Source organism: Citrobacter sp. Cpo100, assembly GCF_030332595.1.
In the GTDB taxonomy this organism is placed as follows: Bacteria; Pseudomonadota; Gammaproteobacteria; order Enterobacterales; family Enterobacteriaceae; genus Citrobacter; species Citrobacter portucalensis.
This window is the reverse complement of sequence record NZ_JAOWHM010000035.1, coordinates 462,955-485,049: the sequence shown is the minus strand read 5'-3', so window position 1 is coordinate 485,049 and position 22,095 is coordinate 462,955. Positions and strand designations below refer to the sequence as shown.

At 51.6% G+C, this 22,095-nt stretch carries 23 protein-coding genes and 1 tRNA gene; 16 read left to right on the top strand and 8 right to left on the bottom strand.

The window, feature by feature from the left end; genetic code table 11:
• Positions 1-237: 237 nt before the first annotated feature.
• The gene (gene dkgB / locus OGX96_RS14725; protein WP_003830794.1) at positions 238-1,041 is read left to right on the top strand and encodes a 2,5-didehydrogluconate reductase DkgB; all 804 of its coding nucleotides are present in this window, start codon (positions 238-240) and stop codon (positions 1,039-1,041) included.
• Between the two features lie 21 nt (positions 1,042-1,062).
• On the opposite strand, the gene yafC is transcribed toward dkgB, so the two are convergent.
• Positions 1,063-1,977: a DNA-binding transcriptional regulator YafC gene (yafC, locus tag OGX96_RS14720; RefSeq protein ID WP_008783768.1), complete on the bottom strand. Its 915-nt coding sequence runs from the start codon at positions 1,975-1,977 to the stop codon at positions 1,063-1,065.
• Between the two features lie 104 nt (positions 1,978-2,081).
• On the opposite strand from yafC, the gene OGX96_RS14715 reads away from it, so the two are divergent.
• From OGX96_RS14715 to OGX96_RS14705, 3 genes are all read left to right on the top strand, one after another.
• Positions 2,082-3,257, top strand: a complete 1,176-nt coding sequence (locus OGX96_RS14715) for an MFS transporter (RefSeq protein WP_003830796.1) — start codon at positions 2,082-2,084, stop codon at positions 3,255-3,257.
• Between the two features lie 131 nt (positions 3,258-3,388).
• Positions 3,389-4,189, top strand: coding sequence for an endonuclease/exonuclease/phosphatase family protein (locus tag OGX96_RS14710; RefSeq protein WP_008783770.1), 801 nt, complete (start codon positions 3,389-3,391; stop codon positions 4,187-4,189).
• A gap of 76 nt (positions 4,190-4,265) precedes the next feature.
• Entirely contained in the window at positions 4,266-5,036 is a 771-nt protein-coding gene (locus OGX96_RS14705) for a class I SAM-dependent methyltransferase (RefSeq protein WP_286583477.1), read from the top strand.
• Between the two features lie 49 nt (positions 5,037-5,085).
• On the opposite strand, the gene mltD is transcribed toward OGX96_RS14705, so the two are convergent.
• Together mltD and gloB are read right to left on the bottom strand one after the other, a co-directional pair.
• A complete protein-coding gene (gene mltD / locus OGX96_RS14700) occupies positions 5,086-6,444 on the bottom strand; it encodes a murein transglycosylase D (RefSeq protein ID WP_032942416.1) in 1,359 nt (452 codons plus the stop codon).
• Between the two features lie 71 nt (positions 6,445-6,515).
• Positions 6,516-7,271: a hydroxyacylglutathione hydrolase gene (gloB, locus tag OGX96_RS14695; protein WP_286583475.1), complete on the bottom strand. Its 756-nt coding sequence runs from the start codon at positions 7,269-7,271 to the stop codon at positions 6,516-6,518.
• A 33-nt stretch (positions 7,272-7,304) separates the two neighbouring features.
• On the opposite strand from gloB, the gene OGX96_RS14690 reads away from it, so the two are divergent.
• A complete protein-coding gene (locus OGX96_RS14690) occupies positions 7,305-8,027 on the top strand; it encodes a class I SAM-dependent methyltransferase (protein ID WP_048214878.1) in 723 nt (240 codons plus the stop codon).
• On the opposite strand, the gene rnhA is transcribed toward OGX96_RS14690, so the two are convergent.
• Positions 8,024-8,491 (bottom strand): ribonuclease HI, encoded by a 468-nt coding sequence (gene rnhA / locus OGX96_RS14685; RefSeq protein WP_003838896.1) that lies wholly within the window; start codon positions 8,489-8,491, stop codon positions 8,024-8,026. The genes OGX96_RS14690 and rnhA overlap by 4 nt on opposite strands.
• A 64-nt stretch (positions 8,492-8,555) precedes the next feature.
• On the opposite strand from rnhA, the gene dnaQ reads away from it, so the two are divergent.
• Together dnaQ and OGX96_RS14675 are read left to right on the top strand one after the other, a co-directional pair.
• Complete coding sequence (dnaQ, locus tag OGX96_RS14680) at positions 8,556-9,284, top strand: DNA polymerase III subunit epsilon (RefSeq protein ID WP_095533177.1); 729 nt, start codon at positions 8,556-8,558, stop codon at positions 9,282-9,284.
• Positions 9,285-9,417: 133 nt separating this feature from the next.
• Positions 9,418-9,494, top strand: a tRNA-Asp gene (locus OGX96_RS14675).
• A gap of 156 nt (positions 9,495-9,650) precedes the next feature.
• Here OGX96_RS14675 and OGX96_RS14670 read toward each other — a convergent pair.
• Both OGX96_RS14670 and OGX96_RS14665 read right to left on the bottom strand, forming a co-directional pair.
• Positions 9,651-10,169 (bottom strand): FidL-like protein, encoded by a 519-nt coding sequence (locus OGX96_RS14670; protein WP_003830806.1) that lies wholly within the window; start codon positions 10,167-10,169, stop codon positions 9,651-9,653.
• A gap of 1 nt (position 10,170) precedes the next feature.
• Complete coding sequence (locus tag OGX96_RS14665; protein ID WP_286583473.1) at positions 10,171-10,959, bottom strand: winged helix-turn-helix domain-containing protein; 789 nt, start codon at positions 10,957-10,959, stop codon at positions 10,171-10,173.
• A 645-nt stretch (positions 10,960-11,604) separates the two neighbouring features.
• Between OGX96_RS14665 and OGX96_RS14660 the strand changes: the two genes are divergently transcribed.
• From OGX96_RS14660 to OGX96_RS14620, 9 genes are all read left to right on the top strand, one after another.
• Entirely contained in the window at positions 11,605-12,153 is a 549-nt protein-coding gene (locus tag OGX96_RS14660) for a fimbrial protein (RefSeq protein ID WP_003830808.1), read from the top strand.
• 69 nt (positions 12,154-12,222) lie between these two features.
• On the top strand, positions 12,223-12,771 hold the full coding sequence (locus tag OGX96_RS14655; RefSeq protein ID WP_020996612.1) for a fimbrial protein: 549 nt from the start codon (positions 12,223-12,225) through the stop codon (positions 12,769-12,771).
• 41 nt (positions 12,772-12,812) lie between these two features.
• Positions 12,813-15,284: a fimbria/pilus outer membrane usher protein gene (locus OGX96_RS14650; protein ID WP_286583471.1), complete on the top strand. Its 2,472-nt coding sequence runs from the start codon at positions 12,813-12,815 to the stop codon at positions 15,282-15,284.
• A 26-nt stretch (positions 15,285-15,310) separates the two neighbouring features.
• Positions 15,311-16,087 carry a fimbrial biogenesis chaperone gene (locus tag OGX96_RS14645; protein ID WP_103015302.1) on the top strand — a complete coding sequence of 259 codons (777 nt, stop codon included), beginning with the start codon at positions 15,311-15,313 and terminating at the stop codon, positions 16,085-16,087.
• A 12-nt stretch (positions 16,088-16,099) separates the two neighbouring features.
• On the top strand, positions 16,100-16,705 hold the full coding sequence (locus OGX96_RS14640; RefSeq protein ID WP_208744669.1) for a fimbrial protein: 606 nt from the start codon (positions 16,100-16,102) through the stop codon (positions 16,703-16,705).
• Positions 16,702-17,766 carry a fimbrial protein gene (locus OGX96_RS14635; protein WP_057068865.1) on the top strand — a complete coding sequence of 355 codons (1,065 nt, stop codon included), beginning with the start codon at positions 16,702-16,704 and terminating at the stop codon, positions 17,764-17,766. Before OGX96_RS14640 ends, OGX96_RS14635 begins: the two co-directional genes overlap by 4 nt.
• 9 nt (positions 17,767-17,775) lie before the next feature.
• On the top strand, positions 17,776-18,318 hold the full coding sequence (locus tag OGX96_RS14630) for a fimbrial protein (RefSeq protein WP_003830815.1): 543 nt from the start codon (positions 17,776-17,778) through the stop codon (positions 18,316-18,318).
• A 1-nt stretch (position 18,319) separates the two neighbouring features.
• The gene (locus OGX96_RS14625; protein WP_286583468.1) at positions 18,320-19,987 is read left to right on the top strand and encodes an O-antigen ligase family protein; all 1,668 of its coding nucleotides are present in this window, start codon (positions 18,320-18,322) and stop codon (positions 19,985-19,987) included.
• A gap of 1 nt (position 19,988) precedes the next feature.
• Complete coding sequence (locus OGX96_RS14620) at positions 19,989-20,708, top strand: EAL domain-containing protein (RefSeq protein ID WP_208744666.1); 720 nt, start codon at positions 19,989-19,991, stop codon at positions 20,706-20,708.
• Positions 20,709-20,723: 15 nt separating this feature from the next.
• Here OGX96_RS14620 and OGX96_RS14615 read toward each other — a convergent pair whose 3' ends face one another.
• Together OGX96_RS14615 and OGX96_RS14610 are read right to left on the bottom strand one after the other, a co-directional pair.
• Positions 20,724-21,134, bottom strand: coding sequence for a Spy/CpxP family protein refolding chaperone (locus OGX96_RS14615; RefSeq protein WP_003830819.1), 411 nt, complete (start codon positions 21,132-21,134; stop codon positions 20,724-20,726).
• A gap of 179 nt (positions 21,135-21,313) precedes the next feature.
• Positions 21,314-22,081 carry an amidohydrolase gene (locus OGX96_RS14610; RefSeq protein WP_048236083.1) on the bottom strand — a complete coding sequence of 256 codons (768 nt, stop codon included), beginning with the start codon at positions 22,079-22,081 and terminating at the stop codon, positions 21,314-21,316.
• Positions 22,082-22,095 lie beyond the last annotated feature (14 nt).

Here is a 22,095-nt window from a genome sequence, read left to right as displayed (position 1 = left end):
CGGTAGTTCAGTTGGTTAGAATACCTGCCTGTCACGCAGGGGGTCGCGGGTTCGAGTCCCGTCCGTTCCGCCACTTATTAAGAGCCCTGAGCTAACGCTCAGGGCTTTTTCTTTGTCTGCAATTTAATTATTGCTGAATCCGCAAAAATCCTCTGCATTTTTCACTCTTTTTCTATAAAGAGCTTAAGCTCATAATCCTCTCAGTTAACGAACATAGTGATTAAAAAGAGGAATTCTATGACTATCCCTGCATTCGGTTTAGGTACTTTCCGCCTGAAAGACGACGTGGTTATCGCTTCTGTTAAAACGGCGCTTGAGCTAGGCTACCGTGCTGTCGACACTGCACAAATCTATGATAATGAAGCGGCTGTTGGTCAGGCGATTGCCGAAAGTGGAGTACCGCGTAACGAGCTGTATATCACCACCAAGATCTGGATTGAAAATCTCAGCAAAGAAAAACTGATCCCAAGCCTGAAAGAAAGCCTGAAGAAGTTGCGTACAGATTATGTCGATCTGACGCTGATCCACTGGCCATCTCCAGGTGATGCGGTATCTGTTGAGGAATTCATGCAGGCGCTGCTCGAAGCAAAACAGCAGGGACTGACTCGTGAAATTGGTATCTCAAACTTCACCATTCCGCTGATGGAAAAAGCCATTGCCGCAGTAGGTGCAGAGAATATCGCGACTAACCAGATTGAGCTTTCTCCGTATCTGCAGAGCCGTAAGGTGGTTGACTGGGCGAAAGCACACGGTATCCACATCACCTCTTACATGACGCTGGCTTACGGTAAAGCGCTGAAAGATGAAGTGATTGCGCACATTGCCGCTAAACATAACGCGACCCCGGCGCAGGTTATTCTGGCATGGGCAATGGGGGAAGGTTACTCCGTAATTCCTTCTTCTACCAAACGTGAAAACCTGGCAAGCAACCTGCTGGCGCTGGAACTGCATCTGGATGCCGAAGATAAAAAAGCGATCGCGGCACTGGACTGCAACGATCGTCTGGTCAGCCCGGAAGGTCTGGCCCCTGATTGGGATTAATTGCCTGACCCTCTGTACCCATTAACCCTCTTTCACAGCTCCTTCGGGAGCTGTTCTTATATATTCACTTAAAAAGTCGATAAATGCCCGGATGCGCGTACTGACGGCACGATCGCTGTAATAAACTGCGCTAAAAGGCATCTCTACCGGCAGACGTTTATCTGCCAATAACTCCACCAGTTCACCCCGCGCGATCTCTTTATCTATCATATAATCTGAAAGACATGCGATGCCGTTGCCATTCAGGCAAAGCTGTTTTAGCGTTTCTCCACTGTTGGAAGAAATTCCGCACTCGACCTCATGCAGCTGTCCGTCGCTACAGGCAATCGGCCAGGTATTGAGTGAAACTGGTTCGGAAAACCCCAGGCACAGATGCTGGTTTAACTCCTCGACGCTCTCTGGCTTGCCGAAACGGGCAATGTAGTCCGGTGAGGCAATAATCTTACGATAGCTGGTAAATAACGGACGCGCACGTAGACTCGAGTCAGTCAGTGTACCCGCTCGTATAGCAACATCCACTTTTCGTTCAATAAGATTGATGAACGTTTCTGAGGAGACGAGAGACAACGTCATCTCGGGATACCGTTCCCGGAACGGCTTGATTAGTGGCATCAGGAAATGCAACATCACCGGTGTTGCTGCGTCGATGCGCAGCAGGCCGCGCGGAGTATTACGCGACTCCATGATTTCCGTTTCTGCTGCAGCCATCTCTTGCAGTATCTGCTGCACCCGCCTGAAGTAGCGCTCTCCTTCTTCGGTCAGGCTTAGCTGTCGGGTCGTTCGATTAAGCAAACTGACACCGAGCTTCATCTCCAGCTTTTTTACTGCCCGACTGACCGCGGAATTGGCTTGTCCAAGCTGTTCTGCCGCCCGGCTAAAGCTGCCGCTTTCCACTACCGCTACAAAAATCGCAAGTTCTTCAGAGGTTGCTTTCATTTTTGCACCTGACGCAAAATTATATTGAGATTTTGAATGTTTTTGTTATTAAAGCATCCAGGCATACTGCGTGTCATCTGATTACTGATGTTACGGAGTTATTTATGCCTCTCGCTTTATTTGCACTAACAATAAGTGCCTTCGCTATAGGCACTACTGAGTTTGTGATTGTTGGTCTGGTGCCGACCATCGCTCAACAGCTGGCGATCTCGTTACCTTCCGCCGGGATGCTGGTTTCAATCTATGCGCTGGGTGTGGCAATTGGCGCACCGGTACTGACCGCTCTGACCGGACGCCTGCCACGTAAACAGTTACTGGTTGCGCTGATGGTTCTGTTTACGGCGGGGAATCTGCTGGCATGGCAGGCACCCGGGTATATGACACTCATTGTCGCTCGTCTGCTGACTGGGCTGGCACACGGCGTATTCTTCTCGATTGGTTCTACCATCGCGACAAGTCTGGTGCCAAAAGAGAAAGCAGCTTCCGCCATTGCCATTATGTTTGGTGGCTTAACGGTGGCGCTGGTCACCGGCGTGCCGCTGGGAACATTTATCGGTCAGCACTTTGGCTGGCGTGAGACTTTCCTCGCGGTATCAATGTTAGGCGTGATTGCACTGATCAGTAGCCAGTTACTGATCCCTGCCAACATTCCCGGTCGTGCTGCCGCCAGCATTCGCGACCAGGTGAAGGTGCTGACTCATCCCCGTCTGTTGCTGATTTACGCCGTTACGGCACTGGGCTACGGCGGTGTATTCACGGCATTCACCTTCCTTGCGCCGATGATGCAGGATCTGGCGGGGTTCTCCCCGGCAGCAGTAAGCTGGATCTTACTGGGTTACGGTGTTTCAGTGGCTATCGGTAATATCTGGGGCGGTAAGCTGGCGGATAAACATGGTGCGGTTCCTGCGCTGAAATTCATTTTCGCCGCGCTGTTTGTTCTGCTGATGGTCTTCCAACTGACGGCCTCTACGCAATACGCCGCGCTGGCTACCATTCTGGTGATGGGGATCTTTGCCTTTGGTAACGTACCGGGATTGCAGGTCTACGTGGTACAGAAAGCTGAGCAATTTACGCCAAATGCTGTAGATGTGGCGTCAGGGTTAAACATTGCGGCGTTTAACATTGGGATTGCGCTGGGGTCAGTGATTGGCGGGCAAACGGTCGAGCATTATGGTTTAGCGCAGACGCCGTGGATTGGCGCCCTCATTGTTCTGGTAGCTTTCCTGCTGATGGGTGTCAGCGGTCGTCTTGATAAACCCGTGCGTGTTGCTCTGGGGTAAATCATTGATGTAAGCGCCCACTTACAAAACAAACTGCAATTGTTCGTTGAAAGTGAGTGCTAAAATCCCTATAACAGAAGAACCAGTCCGGCTGCGGACTGGTTGACGTTACAGAGGTTTGAAAGTCTAAAGTGCGAAAAAACACCTATGCCATGCGTTATGTTGCCGGACAACCCGCCGAGCGGATTTTACCGCCGGGGTCGTTTGCGCATATTGGCCAGGCATTACCCGCAGGCGTTCCGTTAAGCAGTGAAGACCGCATTCGCGTGCTGGTATGGAATATTTTTAAACAGCAGCGCGCAGAATGGCAGTCGGTGCTGAAGAATTTTGGCAAAGATGCGCATCTGGTATTATTACAGGAAGCGCAAACCACGCCAGAACTGGTGCAGTTTGCGACCGCTAACTACCTTGCGGCCGATCAGGTTCCTGCCTTTGTGCTGCCTCAGCATCCCTCTGGCGTCATGACGCTCTCTGCTGCTCATCCTGTTTACTGTTGTCCATTGCGCGAGCGTGAGCCTATTTTACGGCTGGCGAAATCGGCTCTGGTAACGGTATATCCGCTGCCTGACTCTCGATTATTAATGGTGGTGAATATCCACGCGGTTAACTTTAGCCTCGGCGTCGATGTTTATAGTAAGCAGTTACTTCCCATTGGCGATCAGATTGCTCATCACAGCGGTCCGGTTATTATGGCCGGTGATTTTAATGCCTGGAGCCGTCGACGGATGAATGCGCTGTACCGCTTTGCGCGAGAAATGTCGCTGCGCCAGGTACGTTTTACCGACGATCAGCGCCGCCGCGCGTTTGGTCGCCCTCTCGATTTTGTGTTCTATCGTGGTCTGAACGTGAGTGAAGCCTCTGTGCTGGTCACCCGTGCATCCGATCACAACCCGCTACTCGTTGAATTCAGTCCCGGCAAACCTGAACAATAACGGTGTGTCAGGTCTGCCGTAGGGCAGGCCTGTGATGGTTGCCCTTCCTATTTCACAACAACCGAAGGACAACACAATGACAACACGCTCTCACCATGACAACGTCGAAAAACAGTTTGGCTCTCAGGCTAATGCCTATTTAACCAGTGCGGTGCACGCCTCTGGCCGTGACTTGCAGCGTCTGGGGGAAAGGTTGTCGGCATTTCCGCAGGCCCGTGTGTTGGATATGGGATGTGGAGCGGGGCATGCCAGCTTTGTAGCCGCGCAACACGTAAAGCAGGTTGTGGCTTATGATTTATCGCCCCAGATGCTTGAGGTGGTCGCTGAGGCGGCAAATGACAGAGGCCTGGAGAATGTCGCCACACGCCAGGGTTATGCCGAAAGTCTGCCGTTTGAAGATAGCGAATTTGACGTGGTGATTAGCCGCTATTCTGCGCATCACTGGCATGATGTCGGACGCGCGCTGCGGGAAGTGAACCGCGTTCTGAAGCCCGGTGGTGTATTAATTGTGATGGATGTGATGTCGCCAGGCCACCCAGTACGTGATATCTGGTTGCAAACCGCGGAGGCGTTACGTGATACCTCGCACGTTCGTAACTATTCCAGTGGAGAGTGGCTGTCGTTAATCAACGATGCCAATTTGATTGCCGATACTTTGTTAACCGATCGCCTGCCACTGGAGTTCAGTTCGTGGGTCGCGAGGATGCGCACGCCCGCGGCGTTGAGCGACGCGATTCGTGCATACCAACAAAGTGCTTCTGCAGATGTGAAAGCCTACTTTGCGTTACAGGAAGATGGCTCGTTTACCAGCGACACGATAATGGTTGAGGCACATAAAGCGGGATAAATAAAAAAGGCACTGGGGGGAATCCAGTGCCTTCATTTCTACAATGCTATCAGGAGTCCGGCATTCCGTTGTTTTTCACAAACAACGTGAGCTGATCGCCTGGCTGTAGATTGTCCGTATCGCTGTTCCAGCGCATGACATCTTTGATGTTAACCCCGTGACGTTTGGCAATGCTCGACAGCGAGTCGCCTTTACGCACACGATAGGTGATGCTATCGCTGTTGTTCGCCAGACGCTGTGCGCTGGTACCCGCACCCACCGTCAGGTTTTGACCCACTTTCAGGGATGACCCGCGCAGATTATTCCACTGCTTAAGGTCATTGGTGCTCACGCCAAGGCGTGACGCGACGCCAGAAAGCGTATCGCCAGAGCGAACTTTGTAGCTACGACTGTTCAGCGGCGTGTTATCCGCGACCAACGTTGACTGCACGGCTGCAATTTCGCCTGAAGCCAGAGACTCACGCAGCTTCTCTGCATGCTTCTTTGGCACCATCACATATTGCGGGCCGCTGGCACCCAATGTGGAGCCTTTCACGCCTGCATTGAAGGTCTTCAGCTTGCTGACGGAAATACCCGCCATATCGGCAACCTGAGCCATCTCAACCGGGCTACTCAGGCGAACACGTGCCAACGCGCGGCTTTCGTCTGTTGTTGGCAGACGTACGCCATAGCGTTTGCTGTTTTTGAGTATATCGCTCAATGCCAGCATTTTAGGCACGTATAGCTTCGTTTCCTGAGGCAATGGCAACGACCAGAAGTCAGTGGGTTTACCACGTGCTTTGTTCGTTTTGATTGCCTTCATGACACGACCTTCACCGCTATTATAAGCAGCAACGGTCAGCAGCCAGTCGCCATCAAACATCTTGTTCAGACGCTGCATCATGTCCAGCGCGGCGGTGGTGGAAGCCACAACGTCGCGACGTGCATCATAACTGCGGGTCTGTTTTAAACCATAATTGCGCCCCGTGCTCGGAATGATCTGCCAAATACCTGCGGCATTGGCGCCAGACGTTGCGTGAGGATCAAAAGCGCTCTCCACTATGGGTAGTAGTACCAGTTCCATAGGCATGTTACGTTTCTTAACCTGCCCGGCTATCCAGTACATATACGGCTCTGCCCGTAAAGTTACATCGTGGAGATAGCTCTTATTGCGTAAATACTTCTGTTTCTGTTCGCGAATCCGGCTGTTTTCCGGAATTCCCATCTTTAGCTCGTCACCAATGAAAGCCCACAAATCTTGATCAGCAGCGATAGATGTTCCGTCGTCCATCCATCGCGCCTGACTTGTAAACTTTCCTGCTTCCCCTTGACCAGCTGCAGAAAGGCTCTGTGCGTGTTGTTGGACGTTACCAGTATTCTGGCACCCAACAAGCAGGACAGAGGCGAGTAATATCGCTTTTGCCTTCATGTGTGTGTCAATAGTTGCTTAAAAGACGACCGATCATAACGGCGAAGTTTTCAAAAGGCAACCCGGAATTGTCAGAACGTATCTTTCTTTGACCTTAACCAGGCAAAACGCTCTTCAGGTTGTTGCAATATTGTTTCTTTGTTGATTTCATTAATTAAATCAATATCTTCCGTTCTCAAAAAAAGATTATTTCGCCGCTCATTTTTCAGAATTACGGGTAGTGTCATTTGTTTTTTTACGCGTAACTCATTAACTTTACGATAATATTCATTTATGAACGAATCGTGCGGGAGAATGCTTAAGGAAAACTTCATGTTTGCTAATGTGTACTCATGTGCGCAACAAATTAATGTATCGTCAGGAAGTTCGTTTATTTTTTTAAGTGATTGATACATTTGAGTTGCTGTACCTTCGAAAAGTCGACCGCAACCGCCAGAAAAGAGCGTGTCACCACAAAATAAGTAAGGATGGCTAAAGTAACAGATATGTCCTAAAGTGTGACCCGGAGTAGCAATTACCCTAAATTCATGCCCCAAAACGAGTGCAGTATCGCCATCTTCGACTACGTGTGTCGTTCCCTTATCTTGCGTTTCAGCCGGTCCGTATACCACTATTTGTGGGAAATGTTGCAGGAGTTCTTTCACACCGCCCACGTGATCCTGATGATGGTGGGTTAGCAGAATGGCTTCCGGCACCCAGTCATGCTCTGCAATGGCTTTCAAAACAGGAGCCGCTTCACCCGGGTCCACAATCAGACAATGCTGGTCATTATTTGACAGGACCCAGATGTAATTGTCCTGAAATGCAGGAATACTGTTAAGATTCATATATTACCTCTCAATGCGTAACGGAAGGTTGTGATGAAACCGGCAAGGATCCCTCAAACTGTCGTAGCGCCCGTTAGCTGGGATGATTTGCCCTGGGGCGAACACTATCGTGAGGCGCTGGAGCATCAGCTTAACCCGTGGTTTGCAAAAATGTACGGTTTTCATCTGCTTAAGGTTGGTAATTTAAGCGCAGAAATCGATTCTGAAGCGTGCGCGGTTTCTCATCAGGTAAATGTTTCTTTGCAGGGATCTCCCATGCAGGTGACGGCCGATCCTTTGCATCTTCCCTTTGCCGATAAGTCCGTGGATGTCTGTTTATTGGCCCATACGTTGCCGTGGTGCTCTGATCCGCATCGCCTACTGCGTGAAGCCGATCGCGTGTTGATTGATGACGGCTGGTTGATTCTGAGCGGCTTTAACCCGGTAAGCTTGATGGGATTGCGTAAACTGGTGCCCGTATTGCGCAAGACATCGCCCTATAACAGTCGGATGTTTACCCTCATGCGTCAACTGGACTGGCTATCATTACTGAATTTTGAAGTGCTGCACTATAGTCGTTTTCATGTTCTGCCCTGGAACAAGAAGGGCGGGAAAATGTTAAGCGCCCATATCCCCGCGCTGGGCTGTTTACAGCTGGTGGTTGCGCGCAAGCGAACCATTCCGCTTACGCTCAACCCGATGAAACAAAATAAAAGCAAAACGCCTATCCGTCATGCCGTTGGCGCGACCCGGCAATACCGTAAACCGGACGCTTAAGCCTCAGTCTGATACCCAATATCATCCTGAGTCGGGCTCATGGCCGCGGTGCGCGCAAGCTCATCGCAGCGTTCGTTTTCCGGATGGCCCGCATGGCCTTTAACCCATTCCCATTTGATTTGATGCGGCCCCAGCGCGGCATCGAGACGTTTCCACAGATCGACGTTCTTCACCGGTTTTTTATCTGCTGTTTTCCAGCCGCGCTTCTTCCAGTTGTGGATCCACTGCGTAATGCCCTGGCGCACATACTGGCTGTCCGTGCTGAGTATTACTTCACACTGTTCTTTCAGGGCTTCCAGCGCAACGATTGCCGCCATCAGCTCCATGCGATTATTAGTGGTGAGGTTGTAGCCCTCGCTAAAGGTTTTTTCGCGCCCGCGATAGCGTAAAATCGCCCCATAACCACCAGGCCCTGGATTTCCCAGGCAAGAACCATCGGTGAAAATTTCTACCTGTTTAAGCATCTCTGGTAGACTTCCTGTTTTAGCAAATCGAAATCAAACGATAAGTCTGACATAAATGACCGTTATGAGCACTGGAATTACACGACAGATCGTCCTCGATACCGAAACCACCGGTATGAACCAGATTGGCGCCCACTATGAAGGCCACAAGATCATTGAGATCGGTGCGGTTGAAGTGGTGAACCGCCGCCTGACCGGCAATAACTTCCACGTTTACCTGAAGCCGGATCGGCTGGTGGACCCGGAAGCGTTCGGCGTACACGGAATCGCAGACGAATTCCTGCTCGATAAACCTACGTTTGCCGATGTAGCCGACGAGTTTCTCGACTACATTCGCGGCGCGGAGCTGGTCATTCATAACGCATCGTTCGATATCGGCTTTATGGATTACGAATTCGCGAAGCTCAAGCGTGATATTCCGAAGACGAATGAATTTTGCAAAATAACCGATAGCCTGGCGCTGGCGAGGAAAATGTTTCCTGGCAAGCGAAACAGCCTTGATGCGTTATGCTCGCGCTATGAGATAGACAACAGTAAACGAACCCTGCACGGCGCATTGCTCGATGCCCAGATTCTGGCCGACGTTTATCTGATGATGACCGGCGGGCAGACCACGATGGCGTTCTCAATGGAAGGCGACAGCCAGCAGCAGAATGACACGGGGATCCAGCGTATTGTGCGACAGTCCAGCAAACTACGCGTTGTTTTCGCTACTGATGAAGAGTTAGCGGCCCATGAGTCACGCCTTGACCTGGTGCAGAAGAAAGGCGGAAGTTGCCTCTGGCGGGCATAGTTTGTACGTTTACCGTATGAAAATGGCCATTCGGGTGATTTTTGCAGCAAACGATTAAAAACGTGAGAAAAAGCGTTGACGAGGCGCGAGGCAATCCGTAATATTCGCTTCGTTCCCAAGCGGAACACAACGCGGAGTGGTAGTTCAGTTGGTTAGAATACCTGCCTGTCACGCAGGGGGTCGCGGGTTCGAGTCCCGTCCATTCCGCCACTATTCAGAAAGCCTGAATCAGAAATGATTCAGGCTTTCGTCGTTTTAGCCCGCCAAAAATAATAATCTCATTACCATACTTTATCGACCGCGCCCGAGCTTTCGGGTGGGCAACACATCAGGTCATCCTTAACCCGACGCATATCCAGAAGGCGATTAACTCGCGAAGTGATTCATCACGCAGGCGAAGCGGGGTGAGAAGTTATCGCCAATAAGAACCGTTTCCTCATTCAGGTGCTTTAGCATATACAGCTTGTCGGCACGTTCGTAAGCGTCGAAGAAGAGATAGTCGACAGCGTCCGTTGCGTCATCATCGGGGGATTTTTCCCGACCATCGGGAGTGAGCATAAAAACGCCTGCGGTATGGCCGAGTGGACGGGCATAGCGAAAGAACAGTTTTCGGTTAACAGCGAACTCGCCGTCGTCACTTTTGAGTTTCCCCTGGACTGACAATGAAAGGTGTCCGGAGTTGTAGCTGGTTATCAGCATTATTCCGTGGAGTTCCTTTTTTGTATTCTGGATGTCGAGTATCGACGTGAATTCCGAGGAGCAGGAAAAACTGATTTCTTGTTTTTTCGCATTCCCGGCGATAATAAAAAAAGCGATAGCCGCTAGCCCAAAAATGGCAATCACGACTGACCATAGTAAAGGAGAGTGATCGCTTTCCTGCTTCATATCATTCCTCATGATGGCGATACTGGCTGATGCAATGGTAATAGCCGAGGTTTAGCCCGCATTCAGCGGTAAACGACCACTCAACCAGATTATGGTTGCTCGCCCAGGTATTGAGATACAGATCTTTTGGGTACGAACAGTTGGGGTTAATACCCACGGACTTGAAAATATCCAGCGCTTTTTTTTCGGTTATGGTGTCGGTGAGGGCGTTTCCTAATATATGCACACGGCATTGCTCGTAGTCGATAGTCCGCAGGATCGCCGCGTCCGTCATCGCGATTTCATTGGGTATCCATGTTAACCACGCTGTCGCCAGCACGGCGATGCCGGTAATTAACGTTGTTATCGTGACAGGCCACAGGTTTCGTTTCTTTTTCCTGGGCGTCAATGCAACATTGACTATTCTGGTGGGCGCTTGCGATTCCTCCAGTTGCTGAATATTGATACTGGCGTCGCTCATCCGAAATCCTATTCGCGGAATGGTGACGATCAGTTCTGCAGGATGGCCCGTAGACGTTATTGCTTTGCGCAGAAATGAAATGTGCTGATTGAGATTAGCATCCGTCGCTCTGGCGCCATTATGCTGGAAAACATTCCGCAGAATTTCATCGCGCGAGGATATCTCTTTACCATTTTGCAACAGATAGAGCAGTAATTGTGTTGCCACATTATTCAATGTGGCCATTTCACCAGATGCCAGGTCTTTTAGGGTATTTTTATGTGGTCTGAAAACTAAGCCTTCACCAATAATTACGGATTTAATTTTGTTTATTGGTATATGAGAAATCACTGATGTCTCCTTTAAAGCAGGATATCTCGCATTCGAGTGGGGGAAGCAATAGCATAACATAATTCATTTATAAAAAATGATTGTGCCATAGATCGCTTTATTAATATTTATATAACAATCTCTTAATATATCTAATAGAATCCTCCAATCTCCTTCCTCTCTTTCACTATCTTATTGTCATTACTCGCTTTTGATGCCCAATTTCATTTTTACAAAACATTCATAAATACATTTTGCCTGTTCTTCTGGCTAAATAAAAAAATAGTTGATAGATAAAAACTCTATAAAAATTATAAATAATAGACATTAACACTGGTGTCGGCGTGTTTTTTGGCTATTTTTTAGGTAAACGATCGCTCTACAGACAGTGTTACAACACGATTCCCTGAGTTTGATTAATACCGGATTTTTGCATTGTGTCATTTTTTCGTCGACTTAATATAAGCCCCGAAACAGCGTAAACAACTGTGGGCGGTATTTCGGATAGAATACCAATGAAGTTCAAAATACAGGGTGGCTTGAGATGGATTGTTTGCAAGGAAATGCACTTCCGCCACCTGCAGATCAGGGTTTCCCTTGCATAAATTGTCTGTGGAAATAGATCGTCGGAATAACCAAAAAACAGATATAAGGTTAAGTAGTAATATGAAAATGAAAAACGTGGCTGTGGCTTGTGCGCTGATGGCGGGAATGACTTTTACTGCATCTTCTGCTTTCGCTGCAAAAAATGTTGAACCGACTAACGGTAAAATTCACTTCACTGGATCTCTGGTTAATTCCGCATGCGGTCTGGCCCCAGAATCCAGCCCGGTGCAGGTTAATTTTGGTGAGATCCCAACTTCTCAGTTAAAAGACAACCAACGTGCTGGTGTTAAGCATGCCAAAATCGTTCTGCAGGGCTGCGATACAACTGTTGCGAAAACCGCCACAGTAACCTACACCCCGGCAACGATTGATACCGACAACAATGCGCTGGCTGCATTTACCTCGGGTACAGCAAAGGGCGCGGGCATCGGTATGATTGACAGTGGTAACCAGGACGTGAAATGGGGCGAAGCCGCATCTCAGGTCAACATTACCGATGGCGAAACCGACATTGATTTCGTTGCTTATCTGCAGGCCAACAATGCATCCGCAGCCGTAACCCCGGGTGACTTCGAATCTACCGTTAATTTCCAGATCGATTATCAGTAACGATCTGCTGCGGGCGCAATTATGCGCCTGCTTAACCCTTCCTGCGAATAACTGAAAGGAAATGCGGTGATGCCTGGATGGCGTATTTTACTGCTTTTTATCTTCATATCGCCTGCATGGGTTTTGGCTGACACCCATCGTCTTGTCAGTACGCCCGGCAAAATGCGCATGCGGGGAAATATTATTGAGGCTGCCTGTTATGTCGATCCACGCGACCGGTCGCTGCTGGTTGAATTTGATGACCTCTCAGCCAGAGATATTTCCGGAAAACCTGAAAAAGTATCTGCGCATGATTTCAGCATTCATTTGCTGGGATGTTCATTAGGGGATTCTCAACACCCCGGGAATCTGTTCCAACGCGCCAATATTACCTTTTCCGGCGCACCGGATAGTGACAATCCTGATTATCTGAGCGTGCAATCGGAAACTGAAAATTTAGCGATAGAAATATATGACGGCAAAGGCAAGCAAATTCATTTGGGTGAGCCATCACCGGATTATGCGCTTAACCCAGGGAAAAACACGCTCAATTTTACGGCTTATTTGATCTCCCGCGACGGAAGAATGACGTCTGGTGAATTTACTGCAGTCACGCATTTTGTTGTGAATTATCTCTGAGCTGCACAGCAATTCGGGTATCTGAAGGTTTGCGAACGAAAATGATCACGCTGAAAACAGATAAAAAACGTCTGGCGCTTTTAATTGCTCTGGTCTGTGCCTCTTCATGGGCTGAAGCGGATGAGTCTATTGAATTTAATACTGACGTCCTGGATGCCAGTGACAGACAAAATGTCGATTTACAGCGTTTTTCCGAAGGCAACTTTGTGACTCCCGGAGAATATCTGCTGGATGTTCGTATTAACAGCCAGGAGATTCCTCAGCAGTCGATCCGTTATATCGTTGATCCTGCCAACTCGCATAAATCCATGGCGTGCCTGACGCCGCAACAGCTCGAATTACTGGCGCTCAAAGAAGAGGCGCTGACCTATATTCATCCGATTAGCGCGACCTGCTATGACATTTCCCGCCTGCCGGGTGTGGTGCTGAATAATAGCGCAGGCGTACTGGACATTACCGTGCCTCAGGCATGGATGAAATATACCGATCCAGACTGGACGCCGCCGGAGCGCTGGGATAACGGCGTCGCGGGACTGATTTTCGACTACAGCGTTTCGGGCCAGGCCACACATTACGAACAAGGTGGCGATCATTACCGCTCACTGTCTGGTTATGGACAGACGGGCTTTAACCTCGGCGCGTGGCGCTTTCGTGGTCAGTATCAGGCCAATTATGCTTCGGATGAAAATCGTGGGCGTATCGACTGGGATCAGATCTATGCCTATCGCCCGTTACCGATGCAGGCTGCAAAACTGACGGTCGGTGAAATATATCTGAATTCCCAGGTGTTTGATTCAGTGCGATTTACCGGGGCTAACCTTGCCAGCGACGAGCGCATGCTACCACCGAATTTGCAGGGCTACGCGCCCGAAGTGCACGGCATCGCCCGCAGTAATGCGAAGGTCACCGTCAGTCAGCAGGGGCGTGTTATCTATCAAACCACTGTTCCAGCAGGGCCATTTAATATTCAGGATCTACACGGTTCGGTACGCGGCACGCTGGATGTTCGCGTCGAAGAGCAGGATGGCAGCGTACAAACCTTTCAGGTCAATACGGCAGATATCCCTTACCTGATGCGCCCGGGCTATGTTCGTTACAACGCCGCTGTCGGTAAGCCATCGCGTTATAACCACGACGTCCAGGGACCTGCATTTTATAGCGGTGATTTTTCATGGGGGGTCAGCAATGCGTGGTCACTGTACGGTGGCGCGTTGCTCACTGGCGATCGCTATAACGCCTGGTCGATGGGGATTGGGCGGGATTTGAGCTGGCTGGGCGCGCTGTCGGCTGATGCGACGCAATCCGTGAGCCGAGTGAAGCATCAGGCTGAACAAAAAGGGATGTCCTTTAAGCTCAGCTATGCCAAAACCTTTGATGAATACAACAGCGCCATCACTTTTGCCGGTTACCGTTTTTCACAGCGTAACTTCCGCACCTTCTCGCAGTTCCTCGACGAGCAGTATGAAAATAACAACAGCGCCGGCAACGAAAAAGAGATGTACACCATCACCGGTAACAAGACCTTTTTTGCTGACGACCCGCAATTAGCGACCACGCTGTACCTGACCTATACCCACCAGAATTACTGGGATCGTGGCTCTCAGGATCGTTACGGGGTGTCGATGGGGCACAGCTTTTCGTTCGCAGGCATTCAGGGGATCAGCGCCAACCTTGCCGCTTACCGCTCTGAGTACCAGGGCAAACGGGACGACAGCCTTTCGCTGTCCATTTCGGTGCCATGGAGCGATGGCCGCTCAATGGATTATGAAGTGCAAAACAGCGGTAGCCAGACCAGTCAGATGGTTTCGTATTCCGATAACCGCGACCGTAACAATCCATGGCGACTGCGCGCAGGGGTTTCCGGTGAAGGGCACACCGCGTTTGATGGTTACTACAAGCATCGCAGCATGATGGCGGAACTGGAATCTAACGTCAGCTGGCAGCAATCACGTTATTTCTCCGTTGGCGGCACGATGCGCGGCGGCTTTACCGCAACGCGTCATGGTGCGGCACTACACAACAGCCAGGCGTCGATGAATACCGCCAGGGTGATGGTTGATACCGACGGTGTGGCGAATGTACCGCTGAACGGCGAACAGGCGCACTCAAACCGCTTCGGTATTGCCGTCGTACCGGACGTCGTCAGCTATCACAGCTTTGATACCCGTATCGATGTGGACGCAATGGACGAGGACATTTCCGCGACCAAAGCCATCGTCACCAACACCCTGACGGAAGGCGCGATTGGTTATCAGCGCTTCGCTGTGGCGCAGGGGCAAAAAATGATGGCGCTGCTGCGCCTGAAAGATGGTTCGGTACCGCCGTTTGGTGCCGAAGTGTTTAACGCCAACGGTGTCAGCGTCGCCATGGTGATGGAAAACGGCATGGCCTGGATTGCGGGTGTGAATCCAGCCGAGCGTCTTTCTGTTGCCTGGGGCGGTCGCGCGCAGTGTCACTTACAGGTGCCGCAACAAATCAACCCGGAAGGTAACGTGCTGTTGCCTTGTGAATAATATCAATAACCTGAATGAATTTTGTCATGAAAAATCAAGCATTTTACTCCGTGCAGCGTTGGCTCAAACCCGTGGTCTGCGGTCTGCTTTTTATTGCAGAGATCAACGCCTCATGGGCGGGTATTGCACTTGACCGTACCCGTCTGATCATCACTGGTGATGCGCGATCTGTCAGCGCGAACTTAACCAACACCAGTCCGAGCATTCCGTTTCTGGCTCAGTCGTGGGTGGAAGACGCTAATGGAACAAAAATTACCTCGCCGTTGATGGTTTTACCGCCGCTGCAACGGATTAACGGCGGGCAAAAGGGCATTGCGCGAGTGACAAAAACCAGCGGTATTAACGCTCTGCCGCAGGATCGCGAAAGTCTGTTCTACCTGAATGTGCGTGAAATTCCACCCAAGCCGGATAAGCCGAACGTACTGCAACTGGCGATGCAGTCGCGCATCAAACTGTTCTACCGTCCGACCGCCATCGTGCCGGAAACACCGGGCGCCGTGTGGCAAAACCAACTGGTCTTTCATAAGCAGGGGCAGCGCTGGAGTGTGGATAACCCAACGCCGTACTTCGTTACCTTAATCGGCTTAAGCCGCAAGCCTGAAGCGCAGGGCGGCGACAGGCTGACTGACTTCCCTGGGATTATGGTTTCACCAAAGTCCTCTCTCGATTTCAGCGTGACCGACGGCAGCGTTAGCCAGTTCAGCATGATGTACGTGAACGATTTTGGCGGTCATCCCGAATTGAAATTCAGCTGCACAGGCAATGTGTGTAAAGCATTGCCGATGGAGCAACAGCCCCGGTAACAGGATTCGTAAATGAAAAAGATGCTTTGCGCTCTGCTGATGGCGGGCATGGCCTGCTCGGTTCAGGCCACAAGCAGTCGCCAGGATATGAGCAATGTGTCCGGCGAGTATGGCAACGTCCGCTTTCATGGTCGGGTGTTCGTTTCGCCGTGCGTGCTGGATATGGCCTCCCGCGATCAGACTATCGATCTTGGTGATATTTCCGCCAGCCGATTTCGCCAGGGCGGCGATCGCAGCGATCCGGTATTGGTCACGCTGTATCTGAATGGCTGTTTAAAGGGCTCCGGTCATACCTTAAGGGATTTCCCCGGGCAGACCAGTGAGATGCCTGAGCTGGCGCACAGCACGGTGGAGCGTGGTGTTTCGATGACGCTAATGGCTGAAGGCGCACCGGAAAACAGCGATTTGGGGCGCATTCGTGGCGATGTTCGCGGCGCGGGCATCCGGCTACTGACTGAACGTAATCAGTTAATCCACCTGAACCAACCGCAACGCATGTGGATCCTCAAACCGGGCGATAACGCCATTCATTTTCTTGCCGCGCTGGAATCTTTTGGGCGAGAGGTGACCGCCGGAGAATTTAACGGTCTGGTCAGACTTAAGCTGGAGTATCTATGAGCGTATTACGTAAAACGCTGTTGTGGTTGGTGCTGGCAGGTTGTCCGTTGGCCGGGCAGGCATTTACACAGGGAGAAGGTGAGCCGGAAGGTGGGTCGCCGCATCAGTACGATATTGAACTGAGCTCGCTGGATGTCAGTAAAAACCACGTGGGTGGCAGAACGGAGCCGTTCCCATGGAATCTGGGCGGCTGGTATGTGGTGAATTTCTATTGCGAACAGGCTGACATCTCCCGAGCACCAATTTACTACACCACCACAACCACGATGCCGCCTTCAAATCAGGGGGCGAACCGTTTTCGGCTAAACGAGTATCTGGATGTGGAAGTTCAGGTGTGGGTTGCCGGGGGCTATAAAAAATATGTGCAGGCGCCTTTTACCAATGTTTCAAACCGCAACAGCAACAACAGCTGTAAAAAGCGTAAGGGCTACACGCGAGCGACTAACGTTGAAAGTGGTTCAAAAGGGAAAGTGACGTTTATTGTCACTAAACCCATTATCAATGGCATCAATATCACTTCCCAGTCGCTGGTGGAGGTGGCCGGGCGCATGGGAAGCGCGGGACCTACGCCAACCACGGCGATTTCTCGCGTGGTGATTAAATCCGGGCTAATTACCGTCCCGGACAAATGCACCTTCAACCGGGGAGACAAAATCAGCATTGAGTTTGGCGATCTGCCTGGATCCGCTGCCCGGCTCAACGGCACTAACTACAGCAAGTCAGTCCCTATACATGTGGTCTGTGAAGGCGGGAGTTTCGATCAGGGCGCGCTGAACATTAATCTTGGTATACAAACGACCACGGCGTCAGGCACGGCGGGGTTTAACGGTAATCTCCTTGGCACGCTGAGCGGCGGACAAAAGCGCGATGATCTCGGTATTATGCTTAAAGACGAGAGTGGTGGCACCGTCGTGCCCAATCAATTCTACAACGTGAAGGGATTTTACCAGAATCAGGGCGACTGGAATCTCACCGCCGCGCCGGTGGCAAAGCCGGGCGTGGGAAGCGTGAAAGAAGGTGAATTTGAAGCCTCTGCCACCGTTGTCGCGCAGTTTCAGTAGGGGGATGTCATGAGATTCTCGGCGTTATTCGCGACCAGTATGTTACTGCTAGGTGGCATGGCGCAGGCCGACACCAAACTGGTCGGCGGCGATATGTATTTTCACGGCACCATCAGAGCCCTGGCCTGCAGCCTTGCACCGGGAGGCGACAAAATCGAGGTCGATTTCAAGCAAATCGCGACACAGGATCTCTATCTCTCGGGGCGCAGTAAGCCGGAAAAATTCAGCATCCAGTTACGCGACTGCAACCCTGAGGTTTTCCGTGGGATCTCGGTTACCTTCAGCGGTCGTGAGGATGCGGAGCTGACCGATCATCTGGCGCTGGATAGCAGTGAACAAGGCGGCGCGTCAGGGATCGGGATTGGGATGAGCGAAGAAGACGGCACGGCAATCCGCCTTGATGAGAGCACGTCAGTTAAAGAGATAACAGAAGGCTCGATGACGCTGAATTTCTTGGCGTGGGTCGCAGCGGAGCCATCGGCGATAAAAAATCAGTCTCTCGAATACGGTCCGTTCAGCGCCAGCGGGACCTGGACGTTGAACTACCAGTAGCATGATGAACGTACTGAATCGCATTGCGCCGCTGCCTGCGCAGAAATTATTGCTCGGTATTAGTCTGTTTTTCTGGTGTGGGGCCATGCATCTCTACTGGCCGAACAACGGCGGCAGCGGTCTGTCGTTGCCGCTTAATATTACGAGCTGGATCTACGCTGTTGTACTGGCTGCAAGCGTATTGATGCTGGTGCCTCGTCAACGCTGGCGCATCACTGTGCCCGCTGCGGGTTTTACAGTCGGGGCGTTCATCCTGACGTTGCTTTGCCTGCTAACGCCTGATGTCTGGCAGGCCGAGGCACTGCTGGTGGCGGGGGCGTTACTGGGCGGTGTGAGCGTCTATCTGGTCACATTACAAATTCCGCTCACGGCAAACACCTTAACGGCACTGCTGGCTCTGCTATGGGGAGCGTGCGTCATTGAATGTCTGGCGTTTGTCTATCAGTACTGGCATTTGCCGGGCGTTGAATACTGGGAGTTTGCCTGGTGGCGCGGTACGCGACCCTACGGGATATTTCAGCAGGTCAACCTGATAGCCAGCTTCACGGCATGCGGTGTGCTGCTGTCAGCGCCGCTCTTTTTACGTCTGCACCGCGGGTATCGAATTGCCATTGGGATAGGCCTGGTAATGATGGGATTTGTGCTGCATGAATCTCAGTCGCAAACCGGCTACCTGTCTCTGGTAGTCGGTGAAGTGCTGCTGCTGGCGGTTTTCCCGGCGCAACGGCGCACGCTGCTGCTGCTTCTACTGCCGCTGGCGTTAGGCGTAGCGATAGGGGCCACGGCCCGCCATTTTTTGTCTGTGGTCACGGTCGATCATCTGACGACTTCTCAAGTGCGCTGGACGGTGTTGAAAACGTCGCTGGCATTATTTGCCGAACGTCCGTGGATGGGGTGGGGCGTGGGCAGTTTTGCTGCCGTGTTTCTCGAACGCGCGGGGCCATTGGGGCTGGGCAGCATTTCGCATCCGCACAACGAACTTGTGCTGTGGTTGGTGGAGGGCGGTCTGGTTGGGCTGGCGGGGGCACTCTGTTTTATAGCGGGTGGTTTATGGCTCTGGCTGCACGGTAATTGCTGGCGTCGCGCCTGCCTGGTGGCGGCACTGCCGGTGGTTATTCATGTGTTGACGGAATACCCCGTCAGGCAGTCAACGCCACACTGGCTGCTGTTGATCCTGCTGCTTCGATGTGCAGACAGCGCGCGAACGGGAATACGCCTGGCGCTTACGTCGACGTCGCTGATTCGCGCGGCAGGGTTTATCTCGTTACTGACCGTCGCGCCATTGCTGCTTCTCACGCTGCACACGCAACAGCAATTGACGCTGGCGGAGAGGCAGTCAACGCAGTGGCAACTTGCCGAACCACTCCCTGTCGGAGGCTGGCTTCTTACCAGTCGCTATCGGTTTGATGTCCAGATGGGATATCTGCAACGGTATCAGCGTACCCGGGACGCACGTTGGCTGGAGGCGGTTCGTCGCTGGGCGCCTGACTATGTGCGCGTTCACCCAGACCCTAATGTCTCCTTCACGCATATCTTACTGGCGTTGCAACAGCGCGACCTGGTCGAGGCGCATCGTCTGGCGACGCGCTTTTGCCTGATATACCCAAACGATCGCCGTATCCCGTGGCTGCAGGATGCACGACGTCCTTTTAATAAAATAATGGAATGATATGAACAGATTCAGTGAACAGGCCCGTTATGTGCCAGAACTTCCCCGCAACGCCGAACTGCTGCGGATCACCGGGATCCGTTTGCAGCGCATTCATTTTTTTGATGACGCATCGCTGGATGTCTGTGAGGTGTTAAGTCAGGTACGCACACCGCTCCCACTGGATTTGTTTTTCAAGCACCTTTCCATCACGGCAAAACAGCAGCTTTTTCTATGGCAAATGCAGCGGGTGCTGGCCCTCTCTGGAAGCTATTCGCTGAATTTATCCGTCAGGATGCTGACAAGTCTGTCATGGATCACACGTCTCACAAAGCAGGTGCATCAGGGGAGGATTGTTATTGAAATTCAGGATCCGGGCTCCATGATGCGCCTGGATAAGGCAGAGCAGCAGGCCGTATGCATTGCCGTAAAAATGCTGGTGCGTCACGGGTTTCGCGTGTGGCTGGATGATGTTTCGCCTGAGCTATTTTTTGTCTGGCGGCTGTCGGGCATCCGTTTCGATGCCATCAAAATTGAAAGCGGAATGTTTCATCAGTTCAGAACATCGGAGTGGCAGTTGAGGGTTCTGGTCAATCAATTTCGTGGGCTGGGTGAACGGGTTGTCATTGAGGGAGTTGAAACACCACAGGATTATGCCATTTGCCGTATGAGCGGCGCAGATGCTGTACAGGGCTTTCTGTTTGAGCAGGAAATTTTACCGAAAAGCCTGAATCATTGCTGACTCAGGCTCTGACAATTACTCGCTCAGCGTCTGTGCGATATCTTTTTGCACCTGCTGGCGCTGTTCTGGGGTCAGCACTTTGTTCAGGTCAAAATAGTATTTTACGCGATAATAACGCGCCTGCTGTTCGATGTTGCTGAACGCGGAAAGCTGTTTCTGAACGGCAGCTTCATCCCATTTCCCGGACTTGATGACGTCAATCAACGCGCCGTCTTTAACATCTTTCACCGAAATCTGGCTTACGTTGGTTTCAAGCTGCTGGTGCAGTTTTTTAATCTGCGCCACCTGGTCGTTGGTCAGCTTAAGATGCTGAACGACCGGGTCCTGAGCTGGAGCAGGAACATTGGATACGTTTGCTGCAAGCGTACTAAAAGAAGCGCCCGCTAAGGTAGCTGCCAGCAAAGTCATGCGTAAGAAGTTCTTCATTATTGAAATCCTGATAAGGAAATTATCGACATTGTCTGCCACTCGCTGGTTACGAGTGATTATCCTTTGCAGAATACGATGCCCGCCGCATGTCGCCACGCGAATTTGTTTTGCGGTTGGTTACGGAGTGAAACAATCCCGCCACAGGAAACGTAGTGCAGCGGGAGTGAAGGCGATAGTTATAGCGTGAACGGGTCGGCGTCCTGCCAGGCGGGAAACTTCTCGCGATACTCGCGCAGCGCTGAGAGTGACAGCTCGGCGTCAATGCGTGTGGCCTGATGCGGCTCGGCGGTGGCAATAATCTCACCCTGCGGATTAATCACCCGGCTGTCACCGCGATAATGATGCCCGTTACCGTCTGTGCCCACGCGGTTACATCCTGCTACATAAGCCTGGTTCTCAATCGCCCGTGCGGCAAGCAGAAGCTGCCAGTGCAGCGAACGCGGCGCAGGCCAATTGGCAACATACAACGCCAGGTCGTAATCGTTGCGATTACGCGACCATACCGGAAAACGCAGGTCATAACAGACCAACGGCAGAATGCGCCAGCCGCGCCATTCAACAATAACGCGCGCGTCACCTGCATGGTAATGCTGATGCTCGTCCGCCATGCGGAACAGATGGCGCTTGTCGTAGAAATGCACATTACCTTCGGGCTCAACCAGAAAAAAGCGGTTTACCGGGCCGCGTTCAGACTGGATAGCAGCGCTGCCCGCGATCAGGGCGTTGGTCTGTTGCGCCTTGGCGCGCATCCAGCTTACGACTTCTTCTTGCGGCAACGATTTATTTGCCGCTTCCATGGCAAATCCGCTGGTAAACATCTCGGGCAACACGATGACATCACGTCCGGCGACGGTTTCCAGTTGTCGGTCAAAATGGCGCAGGTTGGCCGGGCCATCCATCCAGATCAAGGGTTGTTGCAGCAGAGTAATTTTCAAACCAGGCACGATCGAGGCTCCTC

Coding starts and splice junctions, on each gene's coding strand:
- OGX96_RS14625 (WP_286583468.1), top strand. CDS start 18,320: ATGATGAACGTACTGAATCGCATTGCGCCGCTGCCTGCGCAGAAATTA.
- OGX96_RS14645 (WP_103015302.1), top strand. CDS start 15,311: ATGAAAAATCAAGCATTTTACTCCGTGCAGCGTTGGCTCAAACCCGTG.
- OGX96_RS14715 (WP_003830796.1), top strand. CDS start 2,082: ATGCCTCTCGCTTTATTTGCACTAACAATAAGTGCCTTCGCTATAGGC.
- OGX96_RS14635 (WP_057068865.1), top strand. CDS start 16,702: ATGAGCGTATTACGTAAAACGCTGTTGTGGTTGGTGCTGGCAGGTTGT.
- OGX96_RS14620 (WP_208744666.1), top strand. CDS start 19,989: ATGAACAGATTCAGTGAACAGGCCCGTTATGTGCCAGAACTTCCCCGC.
- dnaQ (WP_095533177.1), top strand. CDS start 8,556: ATGAGCACTGGAATTACACGACAGATCGTCCTCGATACCGAAACCACC.
- yafC (WP_008783768.1), bottom strand. CDS start 1,977: ATGAAAGCAACCTCTGAAGAACTTGCGATTTTTGTAGCGGTAGTGGAA.
- OGX96_RS14650 (WP_286583471.1), top strand. CDS start 12,813: ATGATCACGCTGAAAACAGATAAAAAACGTCTGGCGCTTTTAATTGCT.
- OGX96_RS14705 (WP_286583477.1), top strand. CDS start 4,266: ATGACAACACGCTCTCACCATGACAACGTCGAAAAACAGTTTGGCTCT.
- OGX96_RS14630 (WP_003830815.1), top strand. CDS start 17,776: ATGAGATTCTCGGCGTTATTCGCGACCAGTATGTTACTGCTAGGTGGC.
- OGX96_RS14660 (WP_003830808.1), top strand. CDS start 11,605: ATGAAAATGAAAAACGTGGCTGTGGCTTGTGCGCTGATGGCGGGAATG.
- dkgB (WP_003830794.1), top strand. CDS start 238: ATGACTATCCCTGCATTCGGTTTAGGTACTTTCCGCCTGAAAGACGAC.
- OGX96_RS14690 (WP_048214878.1), top strand. CDS start 7,305: ATGAAACCGGCAAGGATCCCTCAAACTGTCGTAGCGCCCGTTAGCTGG.
- OGX96_RS14615 (WP_003830819.1), bottom strand. CDS start 21,134: ATGAAGAACTTCTTACGCATGACTTTGCTGGCAGCTACCTTAGCGGGC.
- gloB (WP_286583475.1), bottom strand. CDS start 7,271: ATGAATCTTAACAGTATTCCTGCATTTCAGGACAATTACATCTGGGTC.
- OGX96_RS14655 (WP_020996612.1), top strand. CDS start 12,223: ATGCCTGGATGGCGTATTTTACTGCTTTTTATCTTCATATCGCCTGCA.
- OGX96_RS14640 (WP_208744669.1), top strand. CDS start 16,100: ATGAAAAAGATGCTTTGCGCTCTGCTGATGGCGGGCATGGCCTGCTCG.
- OGX96_RS14670 (WP_003830806.1), bottom strand. CDS start 10,169: ATGAAGCAGGAAAGCGATCACTCTCCTTTACTATGGTCAGTCGTGATT.
- rnhA (WP_003838896.1), bottom strand. CDS start 8,491: ATGCTTAAACAGGTAGAAATTTTCACCGATGGTTCTTGCCTGGGAAAT.
- mltD (WP_032942416.1), bottom strand. CDS start 6,444: ATGAAGGCAAAAGCGATATTACTCGCCTCTGTCCTGCTTGTTGGGTGC.